General features: G+C 40.6%; 13 protein-coding genes. 3 read left to right on the top strand and 10 right to left on the bottom strand.

Going from position 1 to position 13661, the window contains the following annotated elements:
• Window positions 1-25: 25 nt before the first annotated feature.
• The 5 genes from O3642_RS02870 to O3642_RS02850 form a co-directional block, all read right to left on the bottom strand.
• A complete protein-coding gene (locus tag O3642_RS02870) occupies window positions 26-1408 on the bottom strand; it encodes a polysaccharide deacetylase family protein (protein WP_371605354.1) in 1383 nt (460 codons plus the stop codon).
• Between the two features lie 109 nt (window positions 1409-1517).
• Complete coding sequence (locus tag O3642_RS02865; protein ID WP_003003384.1) at window positions 1518-1898, bottom strand: VOC family protein; 381 nt, start codon at window positions 1896-1898, stop codon at window positions 1518-1520.
• A 29-nt stretch (window positions 1899-1927) separates the two neighbouring features.
• On the bottom strand, window positions 1928-3289 hold the full coding sequence (locus O3642_RS02860; protein ID WP_371605353.1) for a sensor histidine kinase: 1362 nt from the start codon (window positions 3287-3289) through the stop codon (window positions 1928-1930).
• Window positions 3273-3953: a response regulator transcription factor gene (locus O3642_RS02855; RefSeq protein WP_021152983.1), complete on the bottom strand. Its 681-nt coding sequence runs from the start codon at window positions 3951-3953 to the stop codon at window positions 3273-3275. Before O3642_RS02855 ends, O3642_RS02860 begins: the two co-directional genes overlap by 17 nt.
• A 135-nt stretch (window positions 3954-4088) precedes the next feature.
• Window positions 4089-4631: a hypothetical protein gene (locus tag O3642_RS02850; RefSeq protein ID WP_371605352.1), complete on the bottom strand. Its 543-nt coding sequence runs from the start codon at window positions 4629-4631 to the stop codon at window positions 4089-4091.
• Between the two features lie 205 nt (window positions 4632-4836).
• Here O3642_RS02850 and O3642_RS02845 point away from each other — a divergent pair, with 205 nt between their 5' ends.
• Window positions 4837-5370 (top strand): biotin transporter BioY, encoded by a 534-nt coding sequence (locus tag O3642_RS02845; protein WP_021152981.1) that lies wholly within the window; start codon window positions 4837-4839, stop codon window positions 5368-5370.
• 303 nt (window positions 5371-5673) lie between these two features.
• Here the strand turns inward: O3642_RS02845 and O3642_RS02840 are convergent, their stop codons facing one another.
• Window positions 5674-6396, bottom strand: a complete 723-nt coding sequence (locus O3642_RS02840; protein WP_023917775.1) for an ABC transporter permease — start codon at window positions 6394-6396, stop codon at window positions 5674-5676.
• A 1-nt stretch (window position 6397) separates the two neighbouring features.
• Entirely contained in the window at window positions 6398-7354 is a 957-nt protein-coding gene (locus O3642_RS02835) for an ABC transporter ATP-binding protein (protein ID WP_371605351.1), read from the bottom strand.
• A gap of 106 nt (window positions 7355-7460) precedes the next feature.
• Here O3642_RS02835 and O3642_RS02830 point away from each other — a divergent pair, with 106 nt between their 5' ends.
• A complete protein-coding gene (locus tag O3642_RS02830; RefSeq protein ID WP_371605350.1) occupies window positions 7461-8171 on the top strand; it encodes a LytR/AlgR family response regulator transcription factor in 711 nt (236 codons plus the stop codon).
• Window positions 8171-9448 (top strand): sensor histidine kinase, encoded by a 1278-nt coding sequence (locus tag O3642_RS02825; RefSeq protein ID WP_371605349.1) that lies wholly within the window; start codon window positions 8171-8173, stop codon window positions 9446-9448. Before O3642_RS02830 ends, O3642_RS02825 begins: the two co-directional genes overlap by 1 nt.
• A gap of 98 nt (window positions 9449-9546) precedes the next feature.
• Here the strand turns inward: O3642_RS02825 and O3642_RS02820 are convergent, their stop codons facing one another.
• The 3 genes from O3642_RS02820 to pstB all read right to left on the bottom strand — a co-directional run bounded on the left by O3642_RS02820 (window position 9547) and on the right by pstB (window position 13644).
• The gene (locus tag O3642_RS02820) at window positions 9547-12090 is read right to left on the bottom strand and encodes a M1 family metallopeptidase (RefSeq protein WP_371605348.1); all 2544 of its coding nucleotides are present in this window, start codon (window positions 12088-12090) and stop codon (window positions 9547-9549) included.
• A 129-nt stretch (window positions 12091-12219) separates the two neighbouring features.
• On the bottom strand, window positions 12220-12873 hold the full coding sequence (gene phoU, locus O3642_RS02815) for a phosphate signaling complex protein PhoU (protein WP_201087642.1): 654 nt from the start codon (window positions 12871-12873) through the stop codon (window positions 12220-12222).
• 12 nt (window positions 12874-12885) lie between these two features.
• Complete coding sequence (gene pstB / locus O3642_RS02810; RefSeq protein ID WP_003003393.1) at window positions 12886-13644, bottom strand: phosphate ABC transporter ATP-binding protein PstB; 759 nt, start codon at window positions 13642-13644, stop codon at window positions 12886-12888.
• Window positions 13645-13661 lie beyond the last annotated feature (17 nt).

The raw sequence follows: 13661 nt of genomic DNA, 5'->3' as shown, positions 1-13661 counted from the left end.
GAATGAACTGCAGAGGATTTTTACGTTAATTTCCATTGTAATAGATACGATGACTTTCAAGTTGATAATCCAACAATTCATCCACCGTTACAAAGGTATAGCCTTGTGATTTGAGGTAGTCAAGGACGGTCGGTAGAGCGTCAATCGTGGTTTGATGGATATCATGCATGAGGATAATCGAACCCGGTTTGACTTCTTTTTTCACTTCATTGAGAATGGCCGTCGTATTATGCGTCTTCCAATCTAGGCTATCCACATCCCACATGATGAAGGATTGGTCGACACCGTATTGGATGGCGTTATTGATGGCTCCATACGGAGGGCGGGTAATCTTGGTCTGCACACCTGTCGCTTTTTGAATAGCTTCTTGAGTATCCAAGATCTCTTTTTTGGCATTATCCAAGCTCAATTTTGGCAACTGAGGGTGATCCCAGGTATGGTTCCCAATTTGATGACCTTCTTTGCGGACTTGCTTAGCAATATCCGGATTCGCACTGACATTTTTTCCGACCATAAAGAAGGTAGCTTTGGCATTGTATTTCTTTAAAATAGAAAGCGCCTGAGGTGTCGTCTTGGGATCTGGTCCATCATCAAAGGTCAGGGCAATCATCTTACGGTGGCGTTCTTCTATATAGGATTGATAAGTTTCGAGATCATCAGGAAGCAAGCGATCTGTATCAATCACGTCATAGAATTTAGACAAGGGAACAGTGAAGGTATCATCTCCCTTAACCTTGGTTGGAAATGGAATGGTGAAATTTCCTTTTTCATATTGGAATTCCCATTGGCTCAAATCCAACTCTGAGAAGTGGGCAACCATTTGATCAATGCTCTCCTCATCCAGCTGACGAAAGTCTAGATTCCCTCGCAATTCCTCCAAAAAGATCTGCTTGGCTCCATCTGGATCCGCAAAGACCTGGCTCAGGGTCAGAGGGTTACTCCCATCATCCAAGTAAAAGAGGGGCAACTTCACCGTCTCATCTTTGATGAATTTCCCTTTTTTGTATTGGTATTCAGCCCGTTTAATCTGGATAGGGTGATAGCCAACAAAAGGCCCTTCTGCTTCTTCACTATGGTAGAAGGTCAGATGCTTAGGCTCTTTGGTTTTCTCATCGGATCCTAGACGCTGAAGGTCTTCTTGAATCTTCTCTTTAATAATTTCAACAGCTTGTCCATCCTTAGTAGGATAATAAGCCGTCACATAAGAAGTTCCTAAAATCCCTTCCTGAACTTGAACATCCTTCCCTTTTTCAGAGCTTTTCTCGAGTTGTGTGACCTTATCAAACTGATCTTGATAGGCCTTTTGTTCACGAACCCTTTGAATCTTTTGATAGCCGATATACAAAAGACTCAGTAAAAGGAGATTTGTAATGATTAATAAAATAGTTTTCGTGTGTTTGAATCTCATAACTTTATTATAGCAAATTTCTCTCGAAAAAACATTCCTTTTTTGTAAATGGTTTCATAAAAAGAGGGCGACTGTCGTCGCCGACAGCGGCCCTTATTTTTAATCCCTCTTATTTTTCGCGAATGACTTCTACTTTATATCCATCCGGATCTACAACGAAATAGTAATTCGGTTTCGTTCCTGGAAGACCTTTTGGTTCCGTCACTTCATAGCCTTTAGCCTTGTGTTCCGCATTCAAACCTTCTAGATCAGGAGTACTCAAGGCGACATGAGCATAGCCATCTCCGATGACATATGGACCATGATCATAATTGTAAGTCAATTCCAACTCATAGTCATCTCCAGGCAAGGCCAAATAAACAATCGTGAACTTGTAGTCTGGGAAATCTTTCCGACGTTTTTCTTCAAAACCAAAAGCATCTTGGTAAAAAGCGATTGATTTTTCTAAGTTTTCCACACGAAGGCAAGTGTGCAACATTTTTGAACTCATAGGTTTTCCTCTTTTCTATTTTTTAAAGATTATGAACGATTTTTTTTACGACTTTCCGTCTTAATGGATAATTTCACTTCAAAGATGGTCCCTTTTGGTTTATTATCTTTGACTTGAATGGTCCCTTTAAAGGCTTCTACGATTTGCTTAGCGAGGGATAACCCCAAGCCAAATCCACCTTTTTGACGGGTTCTGGCCTTGTCGACCCGGTAAAAACGATCAAAGATCCGTTTCTTATCCTCATCTCGAATCCCTGGACCATTATCCAGTACGCTCAAAAGAAGATTTTTATCCTTCAATTGAACTTCAAACTGGATCTCGCCATCTTCATCGGTATATTTCAAGGCATTGTCATAGAGAATGGTCATCAATTGCTTGAGGAGCGTTCTATCAGAACAAATGACTTTGTCCACCTGATTGTCTCCTCGGAAGATTTTGCCATTTTCTTCTGCAATGATCTCAAAATTCGAGAAGGTCTGATCGAAAAAGCTTGGTTCGATATCTTCCATCTCCGGCTTCAAGCCATCATCTCTTCGGGCAATGTTAAGAAGGTTGGTGGTCAAGAGCTTCATATTTCGAACTTCATCCAAGCTGGATGCAATATTCTCACTTGATTCCATAATGGTCGCTTCAGGCTTTCTAAAAAGCGTTTCGAGGCGATTTTGCAGAACTGCTAAAGGCGTCCGCAACTCATGGGAAGCATTTTCCACGAAAGCCTTTTGCTTTTGCATACTCTCAAGAAGGGGCTTGACGCTGAGACGTGCTAAGAAGAGACTAGCGAATAAAGAGATTCCCCAGAAGCAGATCATGACAAGGGCGATTTGGCTTTCGTGCTCTTCACTGGTCTGCTCTAGCTGACTGATATTGGTCATGACAACCGCATACTTGATATCACTATCACTTTCATCATCAGATAAACTCAACTCTGCCATATAAGCCCGGTAACTTTCTTTTTTCCCATAGCTATTTGTAATTTGAAGCTGGGAAACCTTGTTGAGGAGCTTTCGACCAAACGTCACCGTTTTGAAGTTTAAAAACCCATTACCGGTTGTCAAGTTTTCATATTTTTTATTGAGCAAAACAACAGTGGTATTGGATGTGACATCCCCTTTAGGTTCTGATTTATCATGATCTGGGATCATCATCTCATGATCATTATCATCTCTTTTGGTATTTGACTGTCGCTGGTCTCGATAAGCAATCGCTACAAGCGAGTAGGGATCCTGGCTGAGAGTCTTGAGGTTCTCATCGACCGTTGTATAGAGACTCGAGCGCATGACCTGGATGATTATCAGGGTCATGGCTGAGAATATCAAAGTAAAGAGCCCAAAATATCGGATGAAGTAGGAAAAATCATCTTCCCCGACGGTTTTCTTAATTCTGGTTAGCATCTTTTAAGATATACCCCACACTGCGCAATGTTTGCAAGTTCTCAACGAAATCGGTACCTTTTAATTTCTTACGGATTTTTGAAACATAGACCTCAACAACAGAGATGGTCGTATCACTGTCAAAGCCCCAAAGACGATCGAAAATCTGGGTTTTTGGAAGAATGACATTTTGGTTTTGAAGGAAATAGACCAAAAGATCAAATTCCTTCCCAAGAAGTTCCACTTCTTTCCCATCCACATAAGTCGAATTGGTAGATAAGTTGACCTTCAAATTGCCATAATTGAGGGTGTTTTCATTGACCTTTCCTGAGCGCTTCAAGAGGGCTTGAATCCGCATCTTAAGCTCTTCTAGGTAGAAAGGCTTGGTGAGGTAATCGTCTGCCCCCAGCTCAAAGCCGTGCCCCTTGTCATCCAGACTTTCTTTGGCTGTCATGATCAAAACAGGGGTTGTCACGCCTTTTTCACGTAATTCTTTCAAGACATGGAAACCGTCTTTTTCAGGAAGCATCAAGTCCAGCAAAATCAAATCATAGATCCCGCTTTCTGCTTCATAAAGACCTTCTTCTCCGTCAAAGACCTGCATGACGTCCGCAAAATCATCTAAAAAATCAAATACTGAATTTGATAAACCAAGGTCATCTTCGACCAATAGAATTTTAATCATTGTCGTATCCTCTTCTCTTTCGTGAGCGAGTCTTTCTAATCTATTCTTAACCATTATAACACGACTTGCCTTCATTTCCTATACTTTAGAACCTGGTTTTATGATCAAATTCAGCCTGCCTGAGGAAGGCTTATTCTATGAATTTGTCGTGTTTTCTTTGTTACTTTGACTATCACTCGTCTTGTTTTTATTTTTTGAATTCTTCTTATTGGACTTTTTAGAGGAATCCTGGTTCCCTTCTTGTCCGCCAGATTGGTTCATGCCGTTATCTGGACCATTCCCTTTTGGGCCACCATTGCCTTCCTGTGGCATCTGACCAGGTCCGCCACCTTGTGGGCCGCCTTGTCCTTGGCCACCACCTTGTCCTTGGCCACCGCCTTGAGGTCCGCCATCCTGTGGGCCACCATTTTGCTGGTTTCCTTGTGAAGGATTGCTATTTTGACTATTTTGTTGCTGATTGGATCCTTGGTTCTGACCCGTTTGGACCGGTTGAGAAAATTGTTGGTTATTGGAAGATTGAGAGGCGATGACACCGACACCAAAGCCACTTCCAGCACCGACCAACAATCCACCAACTGCTGCCATTCCAATCCACCACTTAGGACTTCGTTTTAGGACAACCATTTTTTCTTTTGCTTCTTGCGTTTCGACAACTTGTTTTGTTTCTTTTTGATTCATCTTTTTACCTTTTATCTTTTTGTACAAGTACTTGTCTTTTAAAATTTAAAGGGAGCTCGATCCTTTAGTAAGGCGATTATACTTCAGGAGTCTTAAGCCTGCCTAAATTTTTACTTAAAAAATCCTAAAAAAAGTGCGGGCTATTGACAGGATGAACCCCTTATTGTAGAATAGTTACCATAAAATAAAAAAGAGGTTAACTGTTATGAAGAAAATCTTTCCCTTAGTTCTCATCTCCATTGGAGTGGCCATGATCTCCGTCCTATCTCAATTCACCATTCCCTTTGGTCCAATTCCTTTGACCCTGCAGACACTCATGATCGGGATCATCGGGACCATCTATAAACCCAGCCATGCCTTTGTCACTGTCTGCCTCTACCTACTTCTAGGCTTCTTAGGTTTTCCAGTATTTGCCGGCGGTGCTGGTGGCGCTTCGCATTTCCTTGGTCCTACTGCTGGTTTCCTCCTCTTCTTCCCATTCCGAGCATGGATCACGTCTCTATTTACCAATGCTAAATCCAGCATTTTTACTATCTTTTTGGCCAATCTCCTCAGTAGTGCTCTCCTCTTTGTGTCAGGAGCTATCGGCTTTATGCTGGTCACGCATACCGATCTCCAAAAAGCATTTACTTTGGTCGTTGCTCCCTTTATCCTTGCCGACCTCATCAAACTGGTCATCATCACGATCACCAGCAAGGCGATTTTTGCCAGCCTCAAACACCACTGGTATTTCAAATAATACACAAAGGGCTTAGCGGATATATTAAAAAAGAGAGTGGGACAGAAATCGGTAATTCGTTAGAATTCGATTTCGCCGTCCCACCTCCGCACAGTTGAGTAGGGCTGTAAAAGCTGATGAAATCAGCGTAGTAGAGCCCACTCAACCACTGCGTCTTGCTCGACAATCCAAAAACAATTGAGAGGCTAGGACTTTTGTCCCAGCCTCTTTTGTTATAGGCATACATTTGTAAATCTCTTTAATTAAACTACTTTTAAATGGGTTACTGTTTCGAAGAAGAACCTTCTATCTACCCTCCTTCCTTTATTTTTCCTTATAAAGAACTCTCAAGATCAGTAACTGTGTTAGCAAAATCCAGATAATCAGTATAGTGAAGTCAAAAAATGAGACGTGACCATGACTATAGACACAAGCTCGTAGGAGTTTGACAGAAGGGACAAATGGAAGAACATGGTAGAGATGGTTTATCCAATCTGGAAGACGACTTGCAGGGTACATGATTGGTGAAAACATCAAACCAATCATGAGAATTAACTGAGACATCAGCGTGACAATATTGGGAGAAAAAGTATACGCAATGGCAAATCCAAGACTGATCATCGTAAGACAGATCAGAAATAGGATGAAAACAGCCAGAACAGATACATTTAGGCGGACAGAAAAACGAAAATAGCCCAGTATAACAGAAATGAACACTCCAGGTAAAATAGCAATCATCCACATCCAAAGATCTGCTAAGGAAATCAGAATTCGTGGTATTGGAAGGGCTCGTACGTAGTCTACATGTCCTTCTGACTTCGCATTTGCTATAACAGGGGATGAGATCGTACAGCCAATAGAAATAATTCCTATCAGAACTGAACCAGAAGAGAGATAGTAGGCAGCTGTCGTATCAATCTCACCGATCACTAGTGGATAACCAAAAAGAAGTGAAATGGATAACAGAACTTGAGCTAGCGTAAAGAGTAAAAATAAATCTTTTTGACGAAGATAGTTCCAACGAAGTAAGTAAAAAAATTGAGTCATATCAGTTTGTCAACTCCTCTCTATAAAGATCTGAAATGGATATGTTTTTCTGAGTAAGTGACAGATTTAAAATATTCTTTCTATCCAATTCCTGCGTGATTTTTGGTAGCAGTCTCGTTAACTCCTTCTCTTCTATTTCAATCTGGCAGATCGAACCATTGATAATGGTGTAATCTTGAAATAGAGCTAAGCTATCTTTATTTCTAAACTCAAATGATATTTGATACTGTTTTTGATAGGTTATTTGCTGAACTGGTCCTGATTTGATTAACTTCCCATGGTTAAATAAGGCATAGTTGTCAGCATATTTTTCAACTTCTAAGAGATTATGCGTCACGATAATAATGGTATGACCTTTATGCGCTAGCTTCTGTAATAATTGCCATTGTTTTTCACGACGTATTGGATCAACATCGTTCGTTGGCTCATCAAGAAGAATGATGGTCGGAGATCCGATTAAAGCCATTGCAAAAGAGGTCAGACGCTTTAAACCACCTGAAAGGTCCTTTCCTTGTTTTGCCCGGTACTCCTTAATTTCCAACTCGGTTAAGAGCTGATCCATTTCTTTTTGCAAATCTAAGGTGTTTAACCCTCTCATTCTTCCAAGCATTTCTATGTTTTGTTCCACCGTCAATTTCTCAAGTGGCGCATACTGTTGAGACATATAGCTCATCATTGAGCGAGCTCGTTTACGATTTTGAACAAAAGAAATATCTCCATAGCAAACGTCTCCTTGATCAGGTTTGGTAAAACCAATCATTTGATTTAAGAGGGTGGACTTACCAGCGCCATTGTGTCCTAAAAAAGCTGTAATTTTAGCAGCTTCTATTTCTAAGGAAATATGATTATTAGCAAAATGTTGCTTATCGAATGATTTTGTCAAATCTCTAATAGTCAGTGTCGCAAATGTCTTCATCTTATCACTCAAGGCTGAGAAGATTTTCTCAGCTTCCTTCATTTTTGATAAGATTATTGTATAATAAACATATGACTTTCCAAGGTTTACGTCATGATTTACCATTTTAGTGTCATAATTAGCCAACTCAATTTGATAAGGGGGACTTATGTTAAACGTCGTTATTTGTGATGACTCAACTAGAGATGCTAGTCAGTTAGAACAGTATTTACTTTCTTACGACAAAGTTCCTGTAGAAACAAAACTATATACCAATCCACAAAAAATGCTAGAACAGTTAACAAGGGATACTCATTGTGTTTTTTTGGATATTGATATGCCACAAATTACTGGAATTGACCTTGCTCGTGAAATTCGGCAGTTCAATCCTTTTATCCCCATTATTTTTGTGACTAGCTATCGTGATTATATGGAACAAGTTTTTGAAGTACAGACTTTTGATTACTTAGTAAAACCAATTGAACCTCAAAGGCTAAATAAGGTAGTAGACAGAGTTTTACGTTATTTAGATTTAGGACAAACCATCTTTAACTTCTCATTTGGAAAACAAAGTTACTCTATTCCTTTAAGTGACATTACCTATTTTGAGAAAGATAAGCGTTCCGTTTTTATTTACACGCTAGCAGATACCTATAAGTCCTTACTGAAAACTCAAGACATTTTAGATAAACTACCTGATTATTTTATTCAAATTCATGCTTCTTATATTGTAAATCCCAAATATATCAAAGATTTTGATGCGAAAACAGTGACTATTTTGCTAAATGGTACCGAGGAGCATTCACTTCCAATTAGTCGTAAGTTCCAGTCTTCTTTTAAAGAAAAATACTATAACTACCTCAGTGAAAGGAATTTCTAATGCTAATAGGATTACGGATCATTAGTATCTTGTTCGACTTATTTCTGGCAATTATTTTATTTTTTAGGCCAATATCCAAAAGTAAACAATCAAAAGAGACACTTTTACTCCTTTGTTGTTGCTTTCTTTTTCATGCGGCTCTTGTGTTTATTTTTTTAGAAAGTCGCGTTTTTTTAGTGAGCAATCTCCTCCTTAGTATTGTAGAATCCTCTCTTGTAGGACTCTATTTTGGCTACTCCTTTCGTGATTCTTCCTTTTGGATATTCTTACAGACAAGCCTGACATTATTAGCAGGAGCTGTCCTCAATCAAGCTATCCAACTTTTTCTTCCACTGTCAAAAGTATCGAAAAATTTAGGACTGATTAGTGGTTACCTTGTCATCAGTTTTCTTTTTTCAACCATCATAACACTTGTTCTTCGGCAGTTATTCCGAACACATCAAAAGTTAACCATGCCAACATCTAGAAGAAGTTGGCTGTATCAATTTATCGTGCCGATTTTATCGATTATTTTTGCCTTTACTGTATCTGCTATTCAAGGGCAAGTATTTGGACCAGATTATCTTTCTGTCATTTCACTCTTGTCTCTTATTGTATTGTCGTTTTCCTCGCTTTATTTTACCCTACATCTTTCTCAACAACAGCACGCTTATTATCAAAATAAATTAGATAAAGAACAGCTTCAATTCCAATTAAGAGAAACACAACAGTCTCAAGAGGAATACCAACGATTGCAAAGTCTTCGGCATGACTTAAAAAATAAACATTTAACTCTATTGGCACTTCTAGAAGAAAATCCAGATGAGGCTAGAGAGTATCTTCACTCGTTAACCGATAGTATTTCAGGAAAACAAACCTTTTACTCCAAAAATCCAACAATTAATTTTTTACTGAATCAAAAACTGCACGATGTGGAAGATGAAATTGAATTGGAAATTGACTGCTTTGTCCCTCAAGAATTATCTATTCAGCCTGATATTCTAGCTGTTATTTTAGGAAATTGTTTAGATAATAGTATTTCAGCCTGTCTTCGATTAACTGATAAATCGGAGAGAACATTGGCTCTGAATATACGTTATTTTCAACAAAACCTATTTATTTCGATCAACAATACCTTTAATGAACAAGAACAAGAGACTCGTAAAACACGTCAAAGAGATGGTTGGGGCTTACGAAACGTTGATGCTCTAGTACAAGAATACCAAGGAACTGTCAAGCGTTTCAAAGAAAATGGCCGCTATCGAACGGAGATTCTCTTACCAAGCCCAATAAACTAATGATCCTTCTCCTTTGATATCCAATACAAATGATTCATTGAAAAAGCAAAAGATGCTACAGAATGAATTCTGTAGCATCTTTTATAAATTTATTTCATTTATTTCGTCGCAAGGATAGCGGCTTCTACTGCTGCTTTTTCCCGTTGAATCAAATCCACACGCGCTGCGATTTCCTTGATTCCCATGCTGATGTTTCGGCTGATAGCCATATCAGACAATTGAGGCTCAAAGAAGGCCTTATATTCATTCAAGCGTTCACGGGTCTTGAAACAGTTTGCTGGGTAGATGACAAACTTATCAAAGCTCATATCACCACCGAGGGCTTTCTTGACCCAATCCCAGTTTTCACGCGCCCAAGTCCAAGTTCTTCCTTGGGTAAAGTCATCGTGTAAGAAGTTGTAGTACCAACTCATAGCCAAGTCCTGAGGTTTCACCACATCCTTGTTCTTCCACTCCTTCAATAGAGCTTCCAAAGTTTCCTCATCCTTGGTATAAGAAAGTGCAGCCGCCAACTGGCGTTTAAAGTTCCCATCTACTGTCTTAACATAAGTATCCAGGTATTGTTGGCTAAGCTCCTTGGTTTCCTGGTGCTTGATTTGGTTAACCAAGATTTGCAGGCGGATGGCAGCTGGAAGTTTTTCCAAATCAGCTGCATGCGCTTCAAAGATAGCGCTCGCTTGAGCTTTTGCAGCTTCATCATTGGCCTTGATCATATTAGCAATCATTAGCTGACGAACTTTTTCGTCTTCTTCTGTTTCACCAGGCTTAGCTTCTAGACCCAAGCGTTCAAAGTTGTAACGGTTCAAGCGTTTCAACAACTCATGGAAGGCCGCTTCTGTTTCAGTTCCTTCATCCACAAAGAGACTGATTCCAGCTAAGACGCTCGAAACAGCTGAAACAACCAAGTAGGAACTTTCTTCTGTCAAGTGTTCAATCACTGGCAAGAGGCTTGCATAAGAAATTTGACCACTTTCAGCTAAAAGACGACGTTCTTGAACCACTTGTAATTTTGAAGTGCTATCCAAGCTAGCAAGGTCAGCAAGGATGTCTTCCAACAATTCCCCACGGTAGTCACTGATATAGTGAGCTGTATTTTCTGTATTGAAGCGAAGAGCTCCGCTGTTAGCTGCTTTCAAGGCACTGTAGTTTGGAATTTCTAAAACTTCTGTTTCCAAGGTATCTGGAATACCCGTCCAGTTGCTATTTAACGGAACAACCCACTTGCGTCCTTTTTCTTCTCTTTCTCCGATGAAGAACTGCTCTTGACAGATGATCAAGGTATCGTTTTCCACAGAAGCTGAAACAACAGGGTATCCTGGTTGCTCCAACCAAGAATCCATAAAGGCTGCGACATCACGACCTGAAGCTTGCCCAAGAGCATCCCAAAGGTCACGACCGATAGTATTGCCGTATTGGTGTTTTTCAAAGTAGATCTTCAACCCTTTACGGAAGGCGTCATCGCCTAACCAGCGGCGAAGCATGTGCATGAGACGGCTACCCTTGGCGTAAACGATTGCTGGGTCAAAGAGGGTGTTGATCTCATCAGGGTGTTTGACTTCCACATGGACGGATTGAACGCCATCTGTAGCATCGCGTTTCAAGGCAGCAGGCACTCCAGTTGTTTGGAAGTCTTCAAAGATATTCCAGCTTGGTTCAATGGCATCCAAGCTGACATATTCCATCATATTGGCAAAGCTTTCATTCAACCAGAGATCATCCCACCATTTCATGGTCACGAGGTTTCCGAACCATTGGTGAGCCAATTCGTGAGCCACCACCAAGGCTACTGTTTGACGGCTTTGGGCCGTAGAGTTTTCATCTACTAGAAGGTAGACTTCACGGTAGGTTACCAAGCCCCAGTTTTCCATCGCTCCTGAAGAGAAGTCTGGAAGGGCGATATGAAGGGATTGAGGGATTGGATACCTCACGCCATAGTAGTCTTCATAAAATTCAATAGCACGAACGGCAATATCCAATGAGAAGTCCAAGTTTTCTAATGGGTGAGCTTTGGTAGAGTAGACACCGACTAGGGTTCCATTCTTGGTCTTAGCTGTCACTCCTTGAAGATCTCCAGCTGCAAAGGCCAAGAGATAAGAAGACATACGTGGAGTCGTATCAAACTTCCAAATACCTGTTTCTTTGCGGTTTTCCACATCAATTTCAGGCATATTTGAGAGGGCAATTTCACCTTCTTCTTGGTCAAATTTCAAAGAAAGATCGAAAGTTGCTTTGGCTTCAGGCTCGTCCACACTTGGAAAAGCTTCACGCGCAAAATGGCTCTCAAACTGGGTAGAGAGGACTTCCTTCTTCACGCCATCAATGCTGTAGTATGATGGGTAAATCCCTGTCATATTGTCTGTGATCTTACCAGAATAGGTCAGAGTAACTGTCACTTGACCTGTTCCTTCCAATTCAACATAGACTGCTTCATTGTCATCATCAACCGTAAATGGACGGGCTTGACCTGCTATTTCTACTGTTTCGATGGTCAAATCCTTTTGGTGAAGCGAGATCTTGTCCGCCTTGGCTTGACCTGTGATCACCACACGACCGCTAAAGGTCTTGGTTTTACGACTTAAATCCAAAAACACTTCGTAATGTTCTGGAACGAATGTTTCTACAAAATGTGCAACTGCTTGCATAATTTCCTCCTTTAAATGTTTCATGCTTTCCAATGAAAAGCCCTAACAAAACTATTTTATCACAAAGTTAAGATAAAAGAAAAGACAAGCATGACAATGCCTGTCTGAGATCGAAAAGACTTTATGATCTTACATTTCGATAATTTTACCTGTTTCAAAGTAAACCACCCATTCACAGATATTTTTTGCATAATCTCCGATGCGTTCCAAAAAGTTGATCACTTGGAAATAATCACGTCCGGTCACGATGGACTCTGGATTATTCCGAATTTCTTCTGTTGCTAATTCTTGGATGCTATCGAAGTAATGGTTGATGACTTCGTCTCGTGTCGCAACTTCATAGGCCAAATCCACATCGCCTTTGAGGTAAACATCTAGTGTCGCTTCGACAAAATCTTTGACTTCACGGCCCATCTTGCTGATCTCTTCCTCAACAGATTGGATGCGGACTTCCCCTTTCATGCGAATCGTTGCCTTGGCAATTGATACTGCGTGGTCACCCATCCGCTCTAAGTCAGAGACCGCTTTTAAGACAGTCATCACGACACGAAGGTCTTGTGAAACGGGCTGTTGAAGGGCAATAATCTCAAAGGATTTGCGCTCTAATTTCACTTCGTAGTCGTTGATCTCAGCATCATCTTCGATAACTTGGCGGGCCAATTCACGGTCATGGGTCACGAAAGCGCGGACCGTACGGTTGATCTGACTCAACACTTCATTTCCCATTGCATAAAACTGGTTATGCAACTTCTCTAAATCTTCTTCAAATTGAACTCGTAACATTTTATTTTCTTCCTATCCAAATTTACCAGAGACATAGTCTTCTGTTTCTTTCTTAGCTGGGTTCAAGAACATTTCATTGGTGTCATTGTACTCAATCAAATCGCCATCCAAGAAAAAGGCTGTTTTATCAGAAATCCGACTCGCTTGCTGCATGGAGCGTGTCACCAAGAGCATGGTGTAGCGGTCTTTTAGTCCATATAAGGTTTCTTCAATCTTACCAGCTGAAATCGGGTCCAGCGCTGAAGTTGGTTCATCCAAAAGAATAATCTTTGGACTAGTCGCAAGAACCCGCGCCACACAGACCCGCTGCTGCTGACCACCGGAAAGTCCGATAGCTGAATCATGCAGGCGATCCTTGACTTCATCCCAGATGGAAGCGCGTTTCAATGAGGTTTCAACTGCCTCATCTAAGACAGCCTTATCCTTGACACCATTAATCATCAACCCATAAGTCACATTATCATAAATGGACATTGGAAAGGGATTTGGCTGTTGGAAGACCATTCCGATTTCCTTCCGCAATTCGACCGTATCGGTCCGTGGTCCGTAGATATTGTGACCGTTGTAGAGGATGGTCCCTGTGGTGGTGACCTCATGGTTAAGGTCCCCCATACGGTTAATGGCTTTTAAAAGGGTAGATTTCCCTGATCCTGAAGGACCAATCAAGGCTGTAATCTCCTTTGGAGCAAAATCCAAAGAGACACTATTCAAAGCCTTCTTTTTATTGTAATAAACCGACAAGTCCTTGACTTGCAAAATTGGTTCTGTCATTCTATTTTCCTTTTTGT

Source organism: Streptococcus sp. 27098_8_66, assembly GCF_041431945.1.
GTDB lineage: Bacteria > Bacillota > Bacilli > Lactobacillales > Streptococcaceae > Streptococcus > Streptococcus dentalis.
The sequence above is the reverse complement of the archived record's forward strand: the minus strand, read 5'-3'. Positions and strand labels throughout refer to the sequence as shown.

Coding starts and splice junctions, on each gene's coding strand:
- O3642_RS02830 (WP_371605350.1), top strand. CDS start 7,461: ATGTTAAACGTCGTTATTTGTGATGACTCAACTAGAGATGCTAGTCAG.
- O3642_RS02835 (WP_371605351.1), bottom strand. CDS start 7,354: ATGAAGGAAGCTGAGAAAATCTTCTCAGCCTTGAGTGATAAGATGAAG.
- O3642_RS02845 (WP_021152981.1), top strand. CDS start 4,837: ATGAAGAAAATCTTTCCCTTAGTTCTCATCTCCATTGGAGTGGCCATG.
- O3642_RS02825 (WP_371605349.1), top strand. CDS start 8,171: ATGCTAATAGGATTACGGATCATTAGTATCTTGTTCGACTTATTTCTG.
- O3642_RS02850 (WP_371605352.1), bottom strand. CDS start 4,631: ATGAATCAAAAAGAAACAAAACAAGTTGTCGAAACGCAAGAAGCAAAA.
- O3642_RS02840 (WP_023917775.1), bottom strand. CDS start 6,396: ATGACTCAATTTTTTTACTTACTTCGTTGGAACTATCTTCGTCAAAAA.
- O3642_RS02860 (WP_371605353.1), bottom strand. CDS start 3,289: ATGCTAACCAGAATTAAGAAAACCGTCGGGGAAGATGATTTTTCCTAC.
- O3642_RS02865 (WP_003003384.1), bottom strand. CDS start 1,898: ATGAGTTCAAAAATGTTGCACACTTGCCTTCGTGTGGAAAACTTAGAA.
- O3642_RS02870 (WP_371605354.1), bottom strand. CDS start 1,408: ATGAGATTCAAACACACGAAAACTATTTTATTAATCATTACAAATCTC.
- O3642_RS02820 (WP_371605348.1), bottom strand. CDS start 12,090: ATGCAAGCAGTTGCACATTTTGTAGAAACATTCGTTCCAGAACATTAC.
- pstB (WP_003003393.1), bottom strand. CDS start 13,644: ATGACAGAACCAATTTTGCAAGTCAAGGACTTGTCGGTTTATTACAAT.
- O3642_RS02855 (WP_021152983.1), bottom strand. CDS start 3,953: ATGATTAAAATTCTATTGGTCGAAGATGACCTTGGTTTATCAAATTCA.
- phoU (WP_201087642.1), bottom strand. CDS start 12,873: ATGTTACGAGTTCAATTTGAAGAAGATTTAGAGAAGTTGCATAACCAG.